The sequence below is a fragment of the Pyxidicoccus trucidator genome (genome assembly GCF_010894435.1).
In the GTDB taxonomy this organism is placed as follows: Bacteria; Myxococcota; Myxococcia; order Myxococcales; family Myxococcaceae; genus Myxococcus; species Myxococcus trucidator.
Genome location: NZ_JAAIXZ010000001.1, coordinates 1,154,779 through 1,174,183, shown reverse-complemented (window position 1 = coordinate 1,174,183; position 19,405 = coordinate 1,154,779). Strand labels below are relative to the sequence as shown.

Below are 19,405 nucleotides of genomic sequence, written 5' to 3'. Positions count from 1 at the left end.
ACGGGTCAGCCTGACGTCTTGCTGAACGCGCCTGGCGGCTCCCGTCACGGTGTTGGGGCCCGCCCCCGGCGCATTCTCTCGCGGACGGTGCCGTCGTCCCGGCACCTCGGGGCCTGCCCGGGAGCGCGGCGAGTCCAGCTGCGCGGCACCAGCGCCCACGCGCGGCGTGTGGCTCAGGTTTCCTCGCTCACCGGGCGATGGGGTGAGGGACGCGCAGCCCGCCGTCAGCACGGCGGCAACCAGAAGCATCCGGGCGTCAGCGCGCATCGTCCCTCTCCAGGCCCACGGAAGTGCGCAGCTTCACCCGGGCGGCGGGCCGGAAGCCAAGGCGCGGGCAGCCTGCCCGCGGCTCAGGGCAGGCAGAGGAGCTGGTAGCGCAGGGTGTCGTGCTGCTTCACCTCGGACAGGTCCACGCGGCACTGGCGCTCGATGCTGTCGAAGGGAGAGAGGCGGCCGAGCATGCGGCGCACGTGGCCCTGGCGTGCCTTGAAGTCGTCCGGCGACACGTAGGCGCGGATGTTCCGGTAGTGCTCCTCCAGCAGCTCGCAGACGCGGCGCGGGTCGCCCCGGGGGTACTCCCCGCGGCCGTGCACCTCGACGTAGAGGATGGGCTTGTCGCGCCGGGACAGCACGGCCTTCATCCCCGTGAGGACGTCCAGCTCGAAGCCCTCGACGTCAATCTTCACGAAGTCCACGCGCGGCACGCCGTGCTTCGCGATGAAGCCGTCCAGCGTGACGACGGGGACGGAGATGCCGGGCGCGCCGTCCTCGGGAACGTAGCCGTTGAGGCCCGTGGCGAACGTCAGCGTGCCCTCCTGCGAGCCCACCGCGGCCTGCACGGCGTGGCAGTTGTCCAGGTTGTTGCGGCGCAGGTTGGCGTCCAGCTCCGCGAAGTTCTCCGGCTCGGGCTCGAAGCTGTGGAGCTGGCCGTCCGGGCCGATGCGGCTGCGCAGGTACAGCGACAGGTAGCCGATGTTGGCGCCCACGTCGAAGGCCACCATGCCCGGCCGCACATGCGGGGCGATGAGCGTCAGGTCCGACAGGAACTTCTCGCCCTGCAGGTACAACAGCATGTGCGTGGTGCTGCGGTGGGCCTTCAGCCCCAGCTCGTAGCCGAACATCCGGCGCTCGACCTCCAGCGGCTGCTGTCCGTTGAGGCCCAGCAGCAGCCGGGCCGTCCGCAGCTGGCTGAACGGGAAGAGGCTGTGGGCGACACGGGCGGCCTGGAGCGCGGGCTTGAGCGGGAGCATGGAGTCGCGCGCGGTTGTAGGGCACCCCGTGCTCCCAGAGCAAGGACGAGCGGACAGCGGCCCTCCGCCCGCCTGCCATGGTGACGCCGTGGCTCGTTCGATGGGAGCGCCCAATGACAGACAGGTAGGAATTGAGGTGGAAGGTGGACGGGCGCTCGCTCGCCGTGCGAGCGTTCCAGGCAGGGGCCGGTCAAAGAGGAAGCAATGAAGAGACAGCTTGGACTGGCAGGCGGCTGCCGTGCGGGGTTGTTGTGGTTGGGCGTGCTGGGCCTCGGGTGTGAGGGTGGCCTGACGCCGGAGTCCGTTACGGGGCCGGTGGGGACGGCCGAGCGGCACATCGTCGCGGAGCAGCCCGGAGGCGTCGCGGAGGCCGTGTGGCGCTGGTACGGCGACCCGGACATCGCGAAGTCGAGCTACGCCAGCCCCGTCTGGTACCACCCCGGGGGCGGCAGCATCGTCTGCTCGTCCACGATGATTGGACCGAACCTGATGCTCACCGCCGGCCACTGTGGCTGGGGCAACACCCTCACGCTGAGCTTCCTCACCTACGCGGCGGATGACAACGCGGCCAAGCGCTTCGAGGACTTTACCTGCCAGGCCATGCTGAGCACCTGGCACAGCTCGGACCTGAACCTCTACTACTGACCGCCGAACGCGCAGGGGCAGAGCCCGGGTGACAAGTACGGCTATATCGACATCGAGAGCCAGCCGCCCGCCGTGGGAGATGCGGTCTACAGCATCTGGGGCAACCCGCTCGACACGCCCACCCCGTCCCAGTACGACGTCCGCTTCTACTCGCGGGGCGTGGTGACGTCGACGACGGGCTATGGGACGTTCACCACGGACCCCGCCTCCGTCGGGACGAACCCGACCACGGGCCAGCCGGATTTCTCGACCAGCCACGAGCGGCCCATCGCCATCAGCACGGACCTGTGGGGCAACTACGGCGCGAGCGGCTCCGGGCAGCTCAGCGCGACGACGCACCGCCTCGTGGTGGGGCCGCTGTCCACCATCAGCACGGGGGACGGCCGGGGCCGCCATGCGCTCTCCATGGCGCAGTACCTCCTCGACGGCACCGTGGACCCCCGCGACACCCTCCAGCCTCGCATCCATGCCACCCACATCTCCGCGCTGGGGCTGACTCCCGCGAACTACGGCGGCCGGCTCGACAAGGATGGGAACAAGCTCATCGACCTGCAGGAGGACCTGGAGAAGCTGCGCGGGGAGAACGCGCGCGGGTGGTACACGCTCGAGTTCGAGAGCGAGCGGCGCAACGCCCTGTGGACGAAGGGCTCGGCCGCGGTCACCTTCGATACCGGCGCGCGCACGGTGCGCATCGTCAAGGGGCTGCCGGGCCATGCGACGGTGCTCTCGCACCAGCGGCTGAACCTGACGCCGGGCACCTGGCGCCTGTCGATGATGATGGACCTGACGTCGTCGAGCTGGTCGGACCCGCTCTGGTTCGGCCTCCGGTGGACGGACGCGGCGACGGGCACGGTGACGTCCCAGGGCCGGTGGCCCGTGAGCCCGGTGGGCAGCGGCTGGAAGATGCACGCGGTGGAGGTCACCGTGCCCTCGACGGCCACGGGCATCCAGCTGTTCTTCGACTCGGACGTGCCGTTCGACGCGCGCCTGGGGGCCGTCAACGTGGTGCGCGCTGGCACGGTGATGGACCTGGACTCGGCGGACACGCGCTTCCACTGGAAGAATGACGTCAACGGCGCCCGTGGGCGCGTGGTGCCGCGAGGCGTGAGTTCCACCACCCGCACCGACTGGGCCGTGCGCGTGCAGTATGACCCGGCGTCGCCCGCCGGCTGGCCCATCCGCAACCGGCAGCTCGTCCTGCTCGGGGGCAAGCGCTACCGGCTCTGCTTCGACTACCGGCAGGAGTCGGCGGGCATGGGCGGGGTGATGCGCGTGCTGAGCACCGGCGCCGAGCGCGTGCGGCATACCTTCACCCCGACGTCCACGTGGCAGCGCACCTGCACGCCGAACTTCAAGGTGACGACGGACGACAACAACGTGCAGTTCGGCGTCTCGGCCGGGACGGGCTCGTACCTGGTGGACAACCTCACCATCGAGCCGCAGCGGGGCTTCGTCAGCGAGCCGGGCATCGACCGACCCGGTTCCGACCTCGCCAACTTCGACCTGCCCGCCACGGACCCGCTGCTCTGCGAGGACGCCTGCGCGAACAACTCCGCCTGCGTGGCCTACACGTACGTGGCGCCCGGCCAGCAGGGCGCGCTGCCCCGGTGCTGGCTGAAGAACGCGGTGCCGGCCCCCTACCCGCTGAGCACCTGCCACTCGGGCTATCTCCAGTAGCCCTCCGGCCGAGCTCCCCTGGAAGGACTCCCGGCGTGCGGCTTCTGTCCGCGCGCCGGGGGTGGGAAGGTGGTATGTCTTCCCGCCCGCTCTCGCCATGAAGTACGCCGTCACGCTCTGGTTCTGGCTCGTCTTCCTGCTCACCGCCCCCGTGCTCTTCACGCTGGGGGCGTTGCTGCTCCTCGTCACCCTCCCGTTCGACCGAGACCGCCGGCTGCTGCACGGGCTGGTGTGCCGCTGGTGTCACTGGCTGTGGCTGCACGCGTCCCCCGGCTGGCGCACGCGAATCGAAGGCCGGGAGCACCTGCCGCGCGGAGCCTGTGTGCTGGTGGTCAACCACCAGTCCGCCGTGGACATCCTCGCCGTCATGGGCCTGTTCCACCCGTACAAGTTCGTGGCCAAGGCGTCGCTGTTCTCCCTGCCGCTGGTGGGGTGGATGATGACGCTGCTGGCGTACGTGCCCATCGTCCGGGGCTCCTCCACCGCCATGCACCAGTTGCTGGAGCCATGCCGCAAGTGGCTGCGCCGGGGCATGCCGGTGCTCATCTTCCCGGAGGGCACCTACTCCACCGGAGGCCAGCTGCTGCCCTTCAAGCGGGGCGCCTTCCAGCTCGCGCTGGAGGAGCACGTGCCGGTGGTGCCCGTGGTGGTGGAGGGCACGCCGGAGCTGCTGGAGGGCGATGGCCCGTGGATGAGCCCGCGCGCCTCCATCCGCGTGAGGGTGCTGCCTCCGCTGCCGCCGGAGACTTTCGGACCGGACGCGGCGGAGCTGGCCTCGCGCGTGCGCTCGCTGTACGAGCAGACCCTGGCCGCCACCGGCTGAGCCGGTGAAGGCAACGAAAGGACGCCCCATGCGCCTGCCCCTCTTCCAGGTGGATGCCTTCACCTCCCGCGTCTTCGGCGGCAACCCCGCGGCGGTGTGCCCGCTGGAGGCGTGGCTGCCGGACGCGGACCTGCAGGCCATCGCCCTGGAGAACAACCTCTCCGAGACGGCCTTCTTCGTCCGCGAGGCCGACGGCTTCCGGCTGCGCTGGTTCACCCCGACGCAGGAGGTGGACCTGTGCGGCCATGCCACGCTCGCCGCCGCGTGGGTGCTCTTCCAGCGCTGGGAGGTGGGGCTGGAGCGGGTGGAGTTCGCCTCGCGCTCCGGGCCGCTGGTGGTGACGCAGGAGGCGGACGGGTGGCTGACGCTGGACTTCCCTTCGCGCCCGCCCACGCCGTGCCTTGCGCCCATCGGGCTGGTGGAGGCGCTGGGGGCGGCGCCTCGCGAGACGTTCTCCTCGCGCGACCTGATGGCCGTGTTCGACTCGGAGGAGGAGGTGCTCGCGCTGCGGCCGGACATGGCGCGGCTGGCGGCGCTGAACACCTTCGCGGTGGTGCCGACGGCGCCGGGGAAGGATGTGGACTTCGTGTCGCGCTTCTTCGCACCGCGCGCGGGCGTGCCGGAGGACCCCGTGACGGGCTCGGCGCACTGCTCGCTGGTGCCGTACTGGGCGAAGCGGCTGGGGAAGACGTCGCTCACCGCCCGGCAGGTGTCCGCGCGCGGCGGGGAGCTGCGCTGCGAGGAGCGGGGCTCGCGCGTGCGCATCTCCGGGCAGGCGGCGCTCTACCTGGAGGGCTTCATCACCTGGTGAGTCCCGCGAGGAGACCCGGTATGAAGCAGGGCAGGAGAGGACACGACACGCATGGGATGGGGGCTCTGGGCATTCGGGACGCTGCTGGCTGCCGCCGCGGCGTGGGCGCTCTCCGCCGCGTGCCTCCGCGGGGGCTCCACCCTGGAGCGCTGGATGGCCACGCTCCTCTTCGGCGCGGCGAGCATCCTCACCTGTGTCCAGGGGTTGGGGCTGCTCGGGCAGCTCACCCGGCCCCAGCTCTTCCTGGCCGGACTGGTGCTCCATGGGGCGCTGCTCGCCTTCGCGGTCCGCCGCGCCGGGGTGGGGACGCTGCGTGCTGTCTTGCTGGCGGACGTGGGCGCGCCCTGGCGGCTGTTGCGGGACATCCACCAGCGGCGGGAGCTGGCCGCGTGGGCGCTGCTGCCCGCGACGTGGGCGCTGCTCGTGTCCGGCATCATCGCCTGGAGCTTCCCGAGCTGGGCGTGGGACGTCGTCTGGTACCACACGCCGAAGACGAACTACGCGGTGCAGACGGGCGCCGTCACCTGGGTGGACACGTCCATCTGGTACATCAACGGCTACCCCGAGGCCACCGAGCTGCTGTCCGTCTGGAACGTGCTCCTCCCCCGGGACACCCGGCTCGACGACATCGCGCAGCTTCCCTTCGCGCTGCTCGGCGCCTTCGCGGTGGCCGCGCTGTGCCGCAGGGCCGGTGCCAGCCTGGCACTGGCGGCGTCGCTGGGGGCCATGTGGGTGGCCCTGCCGGCGGTGGCCCTGCAGCTCCACACCACGCACGCCGACGTGGCGGGCGGTTCCCTGTTCATCACCGCGTTCTACTTCCTCACCGAGCGTGGCTGGAGTCCTCGGGCCCGCGTCCTCACGCTGCTGGCGCTGGGGCTGTACGCGGGTACGAAGGTGACGGGGCTGCTGCACCTGCTGCTGCTCTCGCCGGTGGTGCTGGTGCGCCTGCTGCTCGCGCTCTGGAGTGAGCCCGGCGCGCGCTGGCGGGGGCTGGGGTGGGCGGCGCTCGGCGTCGTGTTGCTGGTGTGGCTGGGTGCTCCCACCTACGTGGAGAACGTGGCGCGCACGGGCAACCCGCTGTGGCCCGCGCGCATGCGCGTGCTCGGGGAGGAGCTGACCGGGCCCATTGCCGCGGAGCAGATTGCCGGCCCTCCGGCCTTCTTCGGCGCGCCCGGCGCCTTCCTGAAGATGGTGGACAACTGGACCACGCACGAGGGGCTCTACTGGCCGGATGTCCGTGAGCGCGCCTTCGGCTGGCTCTTTCCGTATCTGCTGCTGCCCGCGCTCCTCTGGGTGAGCCTGAGCGCCGCCTTCAGCCGGGAGCGCCGCTTCTTGCTGTGGTTGCCGCTGCTCGCCGGCCTGTCGGTGGTGGTGCCCGCGGCGTGGTGGGGCCGCTTCACGCTGGGGCTCCCCGCCGCGGCGCTGGTGGCGTTCGCGGCGCTGCACCGCCAGCTGCGCACGCCCTACGCGCAGGCGCCGCTGTCGGCGCTGGCCGCGTTCCTGGCGGTGGCCTCGTACGCGAAGGCGAGCGTGGGCTACCAGGTGCTGCCCACCGTGGGGACTCCGGCCGTTCCGCGGGTGAGCGACGACGACCGGCTGCGCGCGAAGATGAACTGGCTGTGGCCCGCCGACGCGGCCCGGCTGCGGGAGTCGGAGCTGCGCCCCGGCGACGTGGTGGCCTACGACAGCGCCACCAGCTTCCTGGGCGAGTACTGGACGCGGGATTTGCGCAACCGCGTGGAGTACGTCGACTACGAGGACAATGGCCCCGAGTACCTGCGCAGGCTTCGCGCCCTCCGGCCCCGCTGGGTGAGCGTGCGCGGGGGCAGCCGCGCCGAGGCGCTGCTGCTCGCACGCGAAGGTGCGTTCGAGAAGGTCTTCGCGTGCCGCGTGAGTGACGCGGTGGTGTACCGGGTCCTCCGGAGCGATTGGTAGGCAACCGCGTTGGAAAAAGCCGACGTGGGTGCAGCATCCCAGGCCCGCGTGCAGATGACGGACTGAAGCGGCACCCGTCGTGCGCTAGCCTCCCGGGTCATGCGTACCCCCCTCCTGACATCCTTGATACTACTGCTGTTGTGCTCGCCAGCGTGGGCCACGGTTCCCGCAGGCTTCTCGGAGACGAGCTACACCTCCAGCGCCCTGACTCCCGCCACGGGCATGGCCTGGGCGCCGGATGGTTCGGGCCGCCTGTTCATCACCCTGAAGAACGGCCCGGTGCGGGTGGTGACGATGAAGGACGGCGCCCTGGAGACGCAGCCGGGGAACAACACGCTGGTGACGCGCCTGTTCGCGACGGAGCCGGCGGTCCACACCAACAGCGAGTGTGGCGTCATCGGCATCGCGTTCGACCCGAACTACGTGGTCAACCGCTACGTCTACCTCTTCGTCACCGTCTCCGCCTCCGAGCAGCGCATCGTCCGCTACACCGACGCCAACGGGACGGGCACCGCGCGCACCGAGGTCGTCACCCGGCTGCCCACCACGGGCAACAACCATGACGGTGGAGGTATCGGCTTCGGGCCCGACGGGAAGCTCTACTGGGCCATTGGTGACCTGGGCAATGGCACCGGCGTGGACGCGGACCTGACGTCGCTCGCGTCCAAGGTGGGCCGCGCCAACCTGGACGGCACGCCCGCCAACGACAACCCGTTCAACGACGGCGTGGGCCCCAACAACGAGTACATCTGGGCGCGCGGCTTCCGCAACCCGTTCACCCTCACGTTCCAGCCGACCACCGGGAAGCTGTGGATCAACGGCGTGGGCACCGGCTACGAGCAGGTCTTCGCCGTGGGCATTCGCGACCACGCTGGCTACAACGACTACGAGAACAACCAGCCCGCGGGCAACAACTACATCTCGCCCGTCATCAAGTACCGCACCAACAGCGTCGACACTCGCAACCTCACCGCGGGCGGGGCGGTGCGCAGCGGCGGCGTCACCACCTTCACCACCACCGAGCGGCATGGCTTCCGCAAGGGTGAGCGGCTCACCCTCGAAGGGGTAGGGAACGCGAGCTTCAATGGCGAGTTCTACGTCACCAGCCTTCACCTCGGCCCCGACGCCACCACCTTCACCGTGGCCCAGCCGGGGCTGCCCGATGCGAGCAGCGGCGGGGGCACCGCGACGACGCAAGCCCTGGGCGGCTCCATCACCGGCGGCACCTTCTACGACGCCACGCTCTTCCCGCCCGAGTTCCGCGGCAACTACTTCTTCGGCGACTTCAACTCCGGGCAGGTGACGCGCGCCACGCTGGCGGCGGACAACTCGGTGGCGACGGTGGCCGAGTGGGGCACCGGCTTCAGCTCGCACGTGGACATGGCCGTGGGGCCGGACGGCGCGCTGTACACGCTGGGGTACACCAACAGCACGGTGCGCCGCATCACCCCGACGGCGCCCGGGCAGAAGCTGGTGGTGTCCGGACTCAACCTGCGCGTGGTGGAGAGCGGGCGTGTGACTTTCACCGTGCGGCTGGCCCAGGCGCCCACCGCACCCGTCACGGTGCAGGTGACGCGGGCCCTGGGCGGCTCCGAGGACCTGGGTGTCATCGGCGACGCCACGCTCACGTTCTCCACCACGGACTGGAGCGTGCCCCGGGTGGTGACACTCGAGGCGGTGGAGGACGCGGACGCGGTCGCGGACACCGCCACCTTCACGGTGACGTCGGCGGGACTGGCGGATGAGGCGGTGGTGGTCACCACCATCGACGACAATGCTCCCCGGCTCGTGCTGTCCTCCACGCAGGTGGCCGTCCCGGAGAACGGCACCGCGACCTTCGACGTGTCGCTGTCCAAGCGGCCTGGCGGAAATGTCACCGTCAACGTGGCGCGCACGCAGGGCGACAACGACATCACCGTGCAGGACGGGGCGACGCTTGCGTTCACTACCTCCAACTGGAACACGCCGAGGACTGTCACGCTGCGGGCCGACTCGGACGCCGACAACCAGGGCGGTGTCGCCACCATCACCGTGGCCGCGCCGGGCCTGGACGCGCGCTCGGTGCAGGCGCTCGAGCTGGATGACGAGCCGCTGGCTCCTGTCATCTCCTCCACGCCCGTCACCACCGCCGTGGTGGGCGTCCCCTACCGCTACGACGTGCAGGCGGTGGCGCGGCCGGACCCGACGTACTCGCTGGTGGGCACGGTGCCAGAAGGGATGACCATCGACGCGGCCACCGGCCTCGTCTCCTGGACGCCCCCGGCGGCGGGCTCGGTGCAGCTGACGGTGCGGGTGAGCAATGGCGTGTCGCCGGACGCGGAGCAGTCCTTCACCGTCACCATGAAGGTGGATGAGGCACCGCGCGCCATCCTCACGCGCCCCGAGGATGGCGAGCGCGTGTCCGGCAGCTCGGCGGAGTTCTTTGGCGACTGCGTGGACGACGTGGGCTGCACGCGCGCCGAGTTCTACGTGGACGGCGAGCTGCAGTTCACGGACACGCGCTCGGACAACCACTTCCACTTCGGCGGCGAGCACAACCGCTGGGACACCACGGGGCTGGCGCCGGGCGGACACCTGGTGCGCTTCGTCGTGGTGGACAGCGCGGGCCGGCAGGGCGAGGCCGAGGTGAAGGTGTGCGTCGGTGACGGGAGCTGCGGGCTGTCACAGCCGGACGCCGGTACGGGCGGGCCGGACGCCGGTACGGGCGGGCCGGACGCCGGTACGGGCGGGCCGGACGCCGGTACGGGCGGGCCGGACGCCGGTACGGGCGGGCTCCCGCCCGACGATATTGAGGGGGGCTGCGGCTGTGGTGCGGCTCCGGTGGCGCCGCTCGCATGGCTGGCGCTGGGCGCGCTGGCGCTCCGGCGGAGGCGGGCGCGCGAGGAGTGAGTCAGCGCGCGGGCGCCGGGGGCCCAGGCCTTCGGCGCCGCGCGTCGCGCTTCAGGCCCGTCGCTCTCCGGAGCCATGGGCCGCCGCATCCAGCGCATCCACCAGCTCGAGGGCTGGAGCCACGACGGCCTCCAGCGCCTCGACCGTCTTGGGAATGCCCCGGTGTTCGGCTTCGAGCAGCCGCACCTCGATGGAGTAGCGCAGGTACGTCTGGCCCAGCTCCAGCAGGTGCCGCCGCACGCGAGGCTCCTGGAGGAGCCCCTGCTGGAGCGCGGCGTCACGTGCCTGTCCCTCCTTGCCCTCGATGACGTGGAACGGCCTGTCCTCGGAGGAGAGGGAGAGCTGCCGGGGGACCGCGTCGCGCAGGTCCACCCGCAGCACCGTCACGGCGTAGCTGCTCCTCCCGCTGCCGCGCCGCTCCGTGAGCAGGGACACCTGGTGTCCCTGGTGCAGGCCCTGAATCTCCATGACGTTCGAGGTGCGGCCGGACGCGGTGAAGTCCCACTCACGCCGCGCCGCGAAGGCGCTCCACACCGCGCGCTGCTGGCGGGTCTGGCTCAACACCAGTAGGAGGAATCCCCCGACGAAGAGCAGGGACACCACGATGGGCAGGAGGTAGCTCGAGGGGCCATGGGCCATGCCCAGGAAGCATCTCCTGCTCCGCGCGGCGGTGGCCAGCCGCCCCCGCGCGTGGGGTGACAGGGGCGTACCTGCCGGGGAGTCCCGTTTGTAACTCCTTGTAGTTCCAAGAACTTGCGCACATGTCAGAGGGAGCGAGTAAGGGAGCAAGCGCTCGCCGCTTGGAGCGCGTGGCTTCCCCAGGGGAGGCTGCCCGCGGCCCGAGCGCCGCGGGGTGAGGGAGGGTGAACGCCGGATGCGCCTGCTGCACACGTCGGACTGGCACCTGGGACACACGCTGTACGACGTCTCGCGGGAGGCGGAGCACGCCGCCTTCCTGGACTGGCTGCTGGAGACCCTGGAGGCGCAGGCGGTGGATGCGCTGCTGGTGGCCGGCGACATCTTCGACACCGCCAACCCCAGCGCGGACGCGCAGGCGGCCTGGTACCACTTCGTCGCGCGCGCCCGGCGGAAGCTGCCCCGGCTGGACGTGGTCGTCATTGGCGGCAACCACGACTCGGCGGCCCGGCTGGACGCGCCAGACCCGCTGTTCGCCGCGCTCGGCGTGCGCGTGGTGGGCGGGCTGCCGCGGACCCGGGGTGAACTGGAGCTGGAGCGGTTGCTGGTGCCGCTGCACGACGCGAAGGGGCGAGTGGGCGCGTGGGTGGCGGCGGTGCCGTACCTGAGGCCCGCGGACCTGCCGCCCGTGCCGGTGGAGGCCGGAGACCGGCTGGTGGAGGGCGTGCGCGCGGTGTACGGCGAGGTGCTGTCCGCGGCGCGGCGCAGGCGCCAGCCGGGGCAGGCCCTGGTGGCCATGGGCCACTGCTACATGACGGGCTCGGAGTTGTCCGCGATGAGCGAGCGGAAGATTCTGGGCGGCAACCAGCACGCGCTGCCGGTGGACCTGTTCCCCGAGGACGTGGCGTACGCGGCGCTGGGGCACCTGCACAAGGCGCAGCGCGTGGGTGGGCGCGAGGGCGTGCGCTACAGCGGCTCGCCGCTGCCGCTGTCCTTGTCGGAGGCGGGCTACCGGCACCAGGTGCTGCTGGTGGAGCTGAAGGGTGACGTGCTGGAGGTCGTGCGCCCGCTGACGGTGCCTCGCACCACGGACATGGTGCGCGTGCCCGCGCGGGAGGCGGTGCCGCTGGAGGAGGTGGTGGCGCTGCTGGAGGCGCTGCCCGCGCACGAGGAGGGCTCGCCGGAGTGGACGCGCCCCTACCTGGAGGTCTGCGTGGCGCTGCCCCGGCCGGAGCCGTCGCTGCGGCAGAAGGTGGAGAAGGTGCTGGAGGGCAAGGCGGTGCGGCTGGTGAAGCTGACGCCGGCGTACTCGGGTAGCGGGGGCGCGCTGGCCGAGGTGCAGCCGGGCCTGTCCCTGAAGGAGCGCACACCCGAGGACGTCTTCCGGGCGCGCTATGCGAGGGACTTCCAGGAGCCACCGTCCCCGGTGCTGCTGGAGGCCTTCCATACGCTGCTGACCGAGGTGCAGGAGGAGGCGTCATGAAGATCCTCGCCATCCGAGGCGCCAACCTGACCAGCTTCGCGGGCGACTTCGCCCTGGACCTGGACCTGCCTCCGCTGGACAGGCTGGGCCTGTTCGCGATTACCGGGGCCACCGGCGCGGGCAAGAGCACGCTGCTGGACGCCATGTGCCTCGCGCTGTTCGACCGCACGCCCCGGCTGGGCGGACGCGGTGGGGCGCCGGTGGGCCGGGCGGATGAAGAGGAGGAGGCGCGGCTGTCCGCCTACGACGTGCGCGGCATGCTGCGGCGCGGAGCGGGCGAGGGCTTCGCCGAGGTGGACTTCCTGGGCAAGGACGGGCGGCGCTACCGGGCACGCTGGTCCGTGTGGCGGGCGCGCAGCCGCGCGGAGGGGCGCTTCCGGCCGCAGGAGATGGTGCTGACGGACGTGGCCAGCTCGCAGCAGTTCGGCCGCACCAAGAGCGAAGTACTGGCGGCGATTCAAGAGAAGCTGGGGCTGTCGTTCGACCAGTTCCGCCGCTCGGCGCTGCTGGCGCAGAACGAGTTCGCGGCCTTCCTGAAGGCGGATGCCAACGAGCGCGCGGAATTGCTGGAGCGGATGACGGGCACGGAGGTGTACAGCCGGCTGTCCGTCGCCGCGCACGAGAAGAACAAGGCGGAGCAGGACGAGCTGACGAAGCGGGCGCAGGGGCTGGCGGCGATTGCCCTCATGGCCGACGCGGACCGCGCGGAGGTGCAGGCGCGGCTTGGTGAGGAGGCCGGGGCGAAGGTGGCGGCGGAGGCTCGGCTGGAGGCGGCGGAGGGCGCGGCGGCCTGGCACTCGGAGCGGGCGGGGCTGCTGGGCGCGGAGGTGGCGGCGGAGACGAAGGCGGCGGAGGCCGCGCAGGCGCTGGAGGCGGCGGCACCCCGGGCGGCGCGGCTGGAGCAGGTGCGCGCGGCGGAGTCCTTCCGCGCGCCCGTGGCGGCGGCGGAAGTCGCGGAGCGCCGGTGGGCGGAGGCGGAGGCCGCGCAGGTGGCCCGGGCCTCGGAGGCGGAGAAGGCGCTGGCGGAGTCGGCGTCGAAGCGGGTGGTGCTGGAGGACGCCGAGCGGGCACGGGCGGCGGCGCAGGACGCGGAAGGTGCGGCGAGGCCGGCGCTGGAAGAGGCGGCGGCGCTGGATGCCCGGCTGGCCGTGGTGGCGCGGGAGACGGAGGAGGCTCGGAAGCGCGCGGAGGCTTCTCAAGGGGCGGCGGGGACGGCGAAGGCGGAGCTGGAGTCAGTGCTCGTCCGGGAGGCGGCGGCGCGCGCGGAGGGCGAGGGCGCTCGCAAGTGGCTGACGGAGAAGGCGCACTGGGTGGCGCTGACGGCGGAGTGGAACCGCTGGCAGCGCGAGCTGGAGCGCTACGAGACGGCGCAGGGGGACGGGCGGAGGGCTCGCGAGGAGGCCGGACGGCTGCGCGGTGACGTGGACCGGCTGCGCGGTGACGCGACGCTGCGGCGCGAGGAGAAGGCGGCCGCCACCGAAGCAGAGGAGATGGCGCAGGCGGCGGCCACGCATGCCGAGGCCGCGGAGGGTGGCGAGTCGGGGGCAGGGCGGCGCGCGCTGCGCGAGGCATTGCTGGCTCGGCAGGAGGTGCTGGGGGCGCTGAAGGCGGCGCGGGACGGGCTGTCCCTGGATGTGGCGGAGGTGCGCGCCGCCGAGGGGGAGGCCGCGACGGCGAAGGCCGAGGCGGAGGCCGCCGCGAGTGAGGCGCGCGAGACGGAGGCGCGGCGCACGGAGCGCGAGGCGGCGCTGAAGGAGGCCCGGCGGGCGCTGTCGATGGCGCAGGCGACGCAGGGCTATGTGTCGCACCGGGCCCAGCTGCGGGACGGTGAGGCGTGCCCGCTGTGTGGGGCCACGGAGCATCCGTACGCCCGGGAGGTGTCGGCGCTCGAAGGGCTGGTGGCGGAGTCCACCGCGCGCGTGGAGACGCTGGAGGCGGAGCGGGCCGAGGCGTCTCGGGCTGAGATGGAGGCGAGCTCGAAGGGGGCAGCCGCGAGTGTTCGCGCGGGACAGGCCGGGGCTCGTCGGGACAGTGCCGCGGTCCGGTGCGCGGAGCACCGTGCGGCTTGGAGTGGGGCTCGCGAGATGTGGCGGGGCTCCGCGTCCGAGGCGGCCGGCGCGGGACTGCCTCCCGAGGTCGGGGAGTCGGCGGAGGCCGGTGCGTGGCTGGAGGCGGCGCGCGTAGAGGTGCAGGCTCGGCTGGCGGCGCTGAAGGCGGAAGAGGCCGCGGCTGAAGGACTGGCGCGCGCGGCACGTGAGGCCCGGGCCGCGCTGGACACCCAGCGCTCGCGGCGCGAGGCGGCGGCGGACGCGCTCCGGCGTGCCGAGGAGGCACTTACCCGGGCGGAGGGCGTGCTCAACGAGGTGCTGGCTCGCGTGGAGGCCGCCGAGGCCACCCGCCGGCAGGTGCTCGCGGACGTGGCGCCCGTCTTCGCCCTGGACGAAGGCTGGGAGGCGAAGCTGGAGGCGGACCCGGCCCTCTTCCGGAGCAACTGCGCGAAGCGCGTAGACATGTGGAAGAAGAAGGACGAGGCGCGGCAGAAGGCCGAGAAGCGCGAAGCTGGCGAGAAGGAGCACCGTGCCAGTGCGCAGGTGCTGGTCAACGTCAGCGTCCAGCGCGCCGAGGAGGACGCGAAGCTCGCCACGCTCAAAGAGGAGGAGCGGAGCGAGGTGGCTCGGGCCCGCACGGGGCTGCTGCACGGGCGTTCGACGGAGGCGGTTCGCTCGGAATTGCGCGCCCGGCTGGATGTGGCCATGGAGTCCTTCGAGCGGGCCCGCGAGGCCGCGGACACCGCGAGACAGGCGGAGCGCGTGGCCACGGCCCGCGCCGAGGACGCCGTGCGGGTGCGGACCGAGGCTGTCGAGGCCCGGGAGTCGGCACGGGCCGCGCTGGATGCACTGCTCTCCGCGCGTGGCACCACGCTGGAGGCGGTGCGGGCCCTGCTGGCATACGACGCCGCATGGTGCGAGGCGGAGACGCGCGCCCTGACGGCGGTGCGTGAGGCGCTTACCCTGGCCCGCGCGGTGCTGACGGAGCGGCGTGAGCGGCGCACGCGGCATGAGGAGTCCGGTCCGCCTTCGCTGTCCGAGTCCGAGGCGGGACCCGAGTGCGAGCGGCTGCGCGCCGACGTGGAGGCCCGCCGCCGCGCCGAGGCCACATTGCGTGCGCGCCTGGAGGCGGACGACGTGGCCCGCGCGCGGCACGGTGCCGAGGCCGCAGCCCTGGAGGAGCGCCAGCGCGCGGCGGAGGTGTGGAAGGCGCTGGGCGAGCTCATCGGCTCGCATGACGGGAAGCGCTTCAAGGTGTTCGCTCAGAGCCTCACGCTGGACGCGCTGCTGCTGCATGCCAACGCGCACCTGCGGGAGTTGGCGCGGCGCTACCGGCTGATGCGCGTGCCCGGCCACGACCTGGACCTTCAGGTGGTGGACGGAGACATGGGCGACGAGGTGCGCAGCGTGGCCAGCCTCTCCGGTGGAGAGAGCTTCCTGGTGTCGCTGGCGCTCGCGCTGGGGCTCGCGTCCCTGTCGTCCGAGACGACGCAGGTGGAGACGCTGTTCATCGACGAGGGCTTCGGCACCCTGGACCCGGAGACGTTGGAGGTGGCCCTGGCCACGCTGGATGCGCTCCAGGCCACGGGCCGGCAGGTGGGCATCATCTCCCACGTCAGCGGGCTGGCCGAGCGCATCGGCGTGCAGGTGCGCGTCGTGAAGCAGGGCGGCGGCCGCAGCCGGCTGGTGGTGGAGGGAGACCCGGGCATGGTGCCTCCCGCAGTGGGACAGCGGGTGGCTTGAGCCGTTGGGGCCCGCGTCAGTGCGTACTCGTCGGCCCGAACAGCTCCTGTACTGTCGACGCGCGCGAGCATCCGCTGCTCGCGCATCCGCTGAAGCGCATGTGTCGCGCGCTTGCGCGGGCTCTCGGCGCCGGGATCGACTACGCTGCGGAGTGGCTCTGGTCGCTCGCGAGGGCGGCGATGAGGCGGCTCGGGCCGGAGGCAGTCATGGCTTTCGCCTCCTCTTGCTCGGGACCTTATCGGGCTTCGTCACGCTGCGCGCTTTCGAGCTCCCGGGTGATATCGCCTTCGGCGCAGGGCTGTCCTTGAGACGCTTCGCCTCCTCGACGACGCGATCGAAGTCCGAGACGAACTCCGCGTCTTGCTGCCTGCGGTAGACCTCGTACTCGCCTTCGGCCTTGAGCTTCGCTTCGAGGGCGCTGACCTTCCCCTTGTCGGCGAGGATCGGGTAGCTCGACAGCTCAAGGAAGCTGTTCAGGAACGACGTCCAGTCGGCCATCTTCATCAGGATGCCGCGCGCAGCGCGGTTCTCCGCGAGGTCGAGGTACGCGGAGACGATGCGGTTCAGTTCCTTGACGTGCGCCTCGCTCAGGTAGTTCTTCGCGACGGTTACGTCGGACTTGAGGATCTTGCCGTGCGGGGCGTCCTTCCAGGTCGTGAGGCCCATGAAGAGCCTGGTCGCATCGGCCGAGGTGTAGATGAGCTCCGCGGCGGTCTGCCCGGTGATGGCCCAGTGCAGCTTGTTCTGCACGGTCGCGAAGAACTCTCGCGTCAGCGGCGCGTGCGCGTCGTAGTTGACCGCGAGCGCGTAGATGTCGGTAATCTTCTGGTAGAATCGTCGCTCGCTCGCGCGGATCTCCCGGATCCGCTCAAGCAGTTCGTCGAAGTAGTCCTTGCCGAAGAGCGCTTTGCCCTGTTTCAAGCGGTCATCGTCGAGGACGAAGCCCTTGAGCATGAACTCGCGTAACGTCTTGGTGGCCCAGATGCGGAACTGGGTCGCCTGGTAGCTGTTCACGCGGTAGCCGACAGCGATGATTGCGTCGAGATTGTAGACCTCGACCGTGCGAGTGACCTCGCGAGCGCCCTCGACTCGAACCATTTCCATTTTGGAAACAGTTGCTGCCGGCTCGAGTTCTCCGGACTCGAAGATGTTCTTCAGATGCTTGTTGATGGCGGGCACGCCCACCCCGAAGAGCTCCGCCAGCGCCTTCTGGGTGAGCCATGCGGTCTCGTCCCGAAAGAGCACACCGACCTTCACGGTGCCGTCAGGGGCCGTGTAGAGCAAAAACTCGGACTCGCGGCGGACGAGGTCTGTCATGGGAGCCACTCGCGCGGAAGGTCGCCGAGCAGGGCAGAGAGCAGAGTCCGACCTGGCGCAAGGACTCCAGGATGCGATTCCAGCACTCGGCCCAGGCCGTCTTCCGTCCGTCCATCAAGGGCGGAAGGTCGAGGTTGTGTCGATTGACCGGACATGTGGCGCAGGTCCTCTCTCAGCCATCGGCGAAAGTCGAGTCAGAACTCCGCGCCCATCAACCCGCGCACCACGGCGGCCACCGCGAGCGGCGTGGCCACGCGGTCGTCACTGAGCGGTAGGAGCGCCCGGGCGAACTGCTCCGCGGACTTGAAGCGCTGCGCGGGGTGGGGCGCCAGCGCGCGGTCCAGCACCAGGGCCAGCGCGTCCGAGACTTCCGGCACCAGCATGCGGATGGGCGTCACCCGGCCTCCTCGGATGGAGGACTCCACCTCGTCACCCGGGCCGGAGGGGAAGGGCGACTCCAGCGAGAGCAGCTCGTACAGCAGCACCGCCGCCGCCCAGAGGTCCACCGCCACGGACACGTCACCGGCAATCAGCTCCGGCGAGCGGTACTGCTGCTTGCCCAGGCGCCGCGCATCCAGCGCCATTCCCGCGCGCGAGCGGGCCACGCCGAAGTCCGCCAGCTTCACCTCTCCCGTGCGCGACAGCAGCACGTTGTGCGGCGACACGTCACAGTGCACCACGCCCAGCGGTCGCCCCGTGGTGCTGGTGGCGTGGTGCGCGTGCGCGAGCGCCTCCAGCACCTGCCGGACGATGAACACGGCGATGTCCACGGGCAGCTCAATCCGGCGCCGCCGGCATTGCGCCAGCACGCGGCCCAGGTCCGGGCCCTCGACCAGCTCCATGGCGAGGTAGCCGCCGTCGCGCAGCTCGCCGTACTCCACGAAGCCGACGATGTGCGGATGGTTCAGGCACCGTGCCAGCTCCGCCTCGTGGAGGAGCTGCTCGTGGGCCTCGGCGTCATGCGCGCGCTCGGGGCGCACCCGCTTGAGGGCCACGCGCTCGCCGGCCCGGGGACCCTCCTGCATCCGCGCGAGGAACACCTCCGCCATGCCCCCGCGCCCCAGCCGGGACAACAGCTCGAAGCGGCCACAGTCTCGCGGCCACGTCTCCGACACGCCGTCCATCGTCAGCCCGCGCCGCCGACCAGGCTCGCCAGGTAGCGGTCCAGCGTCTGGGAAAAGGTGACGTCGTCGCTGAGGAACGCGAGCCCCACGCCTCCCGTGTACGGGTCGTCCACCAGGTGCACCACCACCGCGTCGCCCTGCAGCCGGTCGCCGTTGGGCAGCTTCACGTCCACGGTGACGACGCTGTCGGGCTGCGGCCGGTGCGCGGTGCGCACGAAGAGGCCTCCGTTGGAGATGTTGAGCGCGTGCTCGCGCACGAAGTCCAGCTCGGTGCGGAACTCCAGCTCCAGCTTCACCGCGAAGCGCCGCCCGCGCCGCTGAGGACTGCCCGGCGGCGTCGTGGGCACCCGGTGCGTGTGCGGCCTGGCGGCGGGCGGCGGAGCGGGGGCTTGCTGCGCGGGCCCGGCGGGGGATGCGGCTCCCTCTTGAGGGGGCACGCTCGCGGCGACACGCCCGACGGCCGCGAAGGAGCCCGAGGGTGGGGAGCCCGCCCCGGACCTGGACGCCTCCATCGGGTTGGCGGGCGGTGCGGAGGGCGCGTCGCTCGCGGTCAGCGTCTCCACGTGCTGCTGCAGGGCCCTCGCGACGGTGGCGCGCTCGTCACCGCGGTAGGCGGTGCCGCCGCCGAAGGTGGTGGCGCGAAAGGCATCGCGCTCGGCCTTGGGCATGCGCCACAGCTCCACGAAAGTGCCGCCGCTGCGCTTCGCCTCCTCGGCCAGCCGCTCCACGGCCGCGCGCGGGTAGCCAGGGGCCTCCACCTTCAGCTCGAGGCCCGCCTCCTCCGGACGCAGCGCCACCACGAGCTGGAGCGACTGGGCGGAGGACAGCACCGTGCCGAGTCCCTCCACCCATGCCGCCACGCGCTCTGGCGAGGCCGAGCCATTCCACAATGCCGCGAGACCGAAGACAGGCACGGGCGCGACGATAGCCGAGCCCCCCAACCCTCACGAACACTGTTTGCCCACAGCCCTGCCACAATCCGCCCATGTGGCTGCACGGCAAGCATCCGGACTGCGACTCTGAG

General features: G+C 71.6%; 13 protein-coding genes. 8 read left to right on the top strand and 5 right to left on the bottom strand.

Features of this window, described 5'->3' with window-relative positions:
- Window positions 1-350 precede the first annotated feature (350 nt).
- Window positions 351-1,250 (bottom strand): FkbM family methyltransferase, encoded by a 900-nt coding sequence (locus G4D85_RS04835; protein WP_164008306.1) that lies wholly within the window; start codon window positions 1,248-1,250, stop codon window positions 351-353.
- A gap of 204 nt (window positions 1,251-1,454) precedes the next feature.
- Between G4D85_RS04835 and G4D85_RS04830 the strand changes: the two genes are divergently transcribed.
- The 6 genes from G4D85_RS04830 (at window position 1,455) to G4D85_RS04805 (ending at window position 10,030) form a co-directional block, all read left to right on the top strand.
- Window positions 1,455-1,895, top strand: coding sequence for a hypothetical protein (locus tag G4D85_RS04830; RefSeq protein WP_164008304.1), 441 nt, complete (start codon window positions 1,455-1,457; stop codon window positions 1,893-1,895).
- A gap of 72 nt (window positions 1,896-1,967) precedes the next feature.
- Window positions 1,968-3,572 (top strand): PAN domain-containing protein, encoded by a 1,605-nt coding sequence (locus tag G4D85_RS04825; RefSeq protein ID WP_164008302.1) that lies wholly within the window; start codon window positions 1,968-1,970, stop codon window positions 3,570-3,572.
- A gap of 97 nt (window positions 3,573-3,669) precedes the next feature.
- On the top strand, window positions 3,670-4,395 hold the full coding sequence (locus tag G4D85_RS04820) for a lysophospholipid acyltransferase family protein (RefSeq protein WP_164008300.1): 726 nt from the start codon (window positions 3,670-3,672) through the stop codon (window positions 4,393-4,395).
- A 28-nt stretch (window positions 4,396-4,423) separates the two neighbouring features.
- Complete coding sequence (locus G4D85_RS04815; protein ID WP_164008298.1) at window positions 4,424-5,206, top strand: PhzF family phenazine biosynthesis protein; 783 nt, start codon at window positions 4,424-4,426, stop codon at window positions 5,204-5,206.
- A gap of 51 nt (window positions 5,207-5,257) precedes the next feature.
- The gene (locus G4D85_RS04810; protein ID WP_164008296.1) at window positions 5,258-7,141 is read left to right on the top strand and encodes a hypothetical protein; all 1,884 of its coding nucleotides are present in this window, start codon (window positions 5,258-5,260) and stop codon (window positions 7,139-7,141) included.
- Window positions 7,142-7,240: 99 nt separating this feature from the next.
- Window positions 7,241-10,030, top strand: coding sequence for a PQQ-dependent sugar dehydrogenase (locus G4D85_RS04805; protein WP_164008294.1), 2,790 nt, complete (start codon window positions 7,241-7,243; stop codon window positions 10,028-10,030).
- A gap of 51 nt (window positions 10,031-10,081) precedes the next feature.
- On the opposite strand, the gene G4D85_RS04800 is transcribed toward G4D85_RS04805, so the two are convergent.
- Window positions 10,082-10,669 (bottom strand): hypothetical protein, encoded by a 588-nt coding sequence (locus tag G4D85_RS04800; RefSeq protein ID WP_164008292.1) that lies wholly within the window; start codon window positions 10,667-10,669, stop codon window positions 10,082-10,084.
- Window positions 10,670-10,904: 235 nt separating this feature from the next.
- Between G4D85_RS04800 and G4D85_RS04795 the strand changes: the two genes are divergently transcribed.
- Window positions 10,905-12,149, top strand: coding sequence for an exonuclease SbcCD subunit D C-terminal domain-containing protein (locus G4D85_RS04795; protein WP_164008291.1), 1,245 nt, complete (start codon window positions 10,905-10,907; stop codon window positions 12,147-12,149).
- The gene (locus G4D85_RS04790; RefSeq protein ID WP_164008289.1) at window positions 12,146-15,940 is read left to right on the top strand and encodes an AAA family ATPase; all 3,795 of its coding nucleotides are present in this window, start codon (window positions 12,146-12,148) and stop codon (window positions 15,938-15,940) included. The genes G4D85_RS04795 and G4D85_RS04790 overlap by 4 nt, the downstream gene beginning before the upstream one ends.
- A 204-nt stretch (window positions 15,941-16,144) precedes the next feature.
- Here G4D85_RS04790 and G4D85_RS04785 read toward each other — a convergent pair whose 3' ends face one another.
- From G4D85_RS04785 to G4D85_RS04775, 3 genes are all read right to left on the bottom strand, one after another.
- Window positions 16,145-17,257, bottom strand: coding sequence for a RhuM family protein (locus tag G4D85_RS04785; protein ID WP_164008287.1), 1,113 nt, complete (start codon window positions 17,255-17,257; stop codon window positions 16,145-16,147).
- Window positions 17,258-17,451: 194 nt separating this feature from the next.
- Window positions 17,452-18,381, bottom strand: coding sequence for a serine/threonine-protein kinase (locus G4D85_RS04780; protein ID WP_164008285.1), 930 nt, complete (start codon window positions 18,379-18,381; stop codon window positions 17,452-17,454).
- A gap of 2 nt (window positions 18,382-18,383) precedes the next feature.
- Window positions 18,384-19,295, bottom strand: a complete 912-nt coding sequence (locus G4D85_RS04775; protein WP_164008283.1) for a TIGR02266 family protein — start codon at window positions 19,293-19,295, stop codon at window positions 18,384-18,386.
- Window positions 19,296-19,405 lie beyond the last annotated feature (110 nt).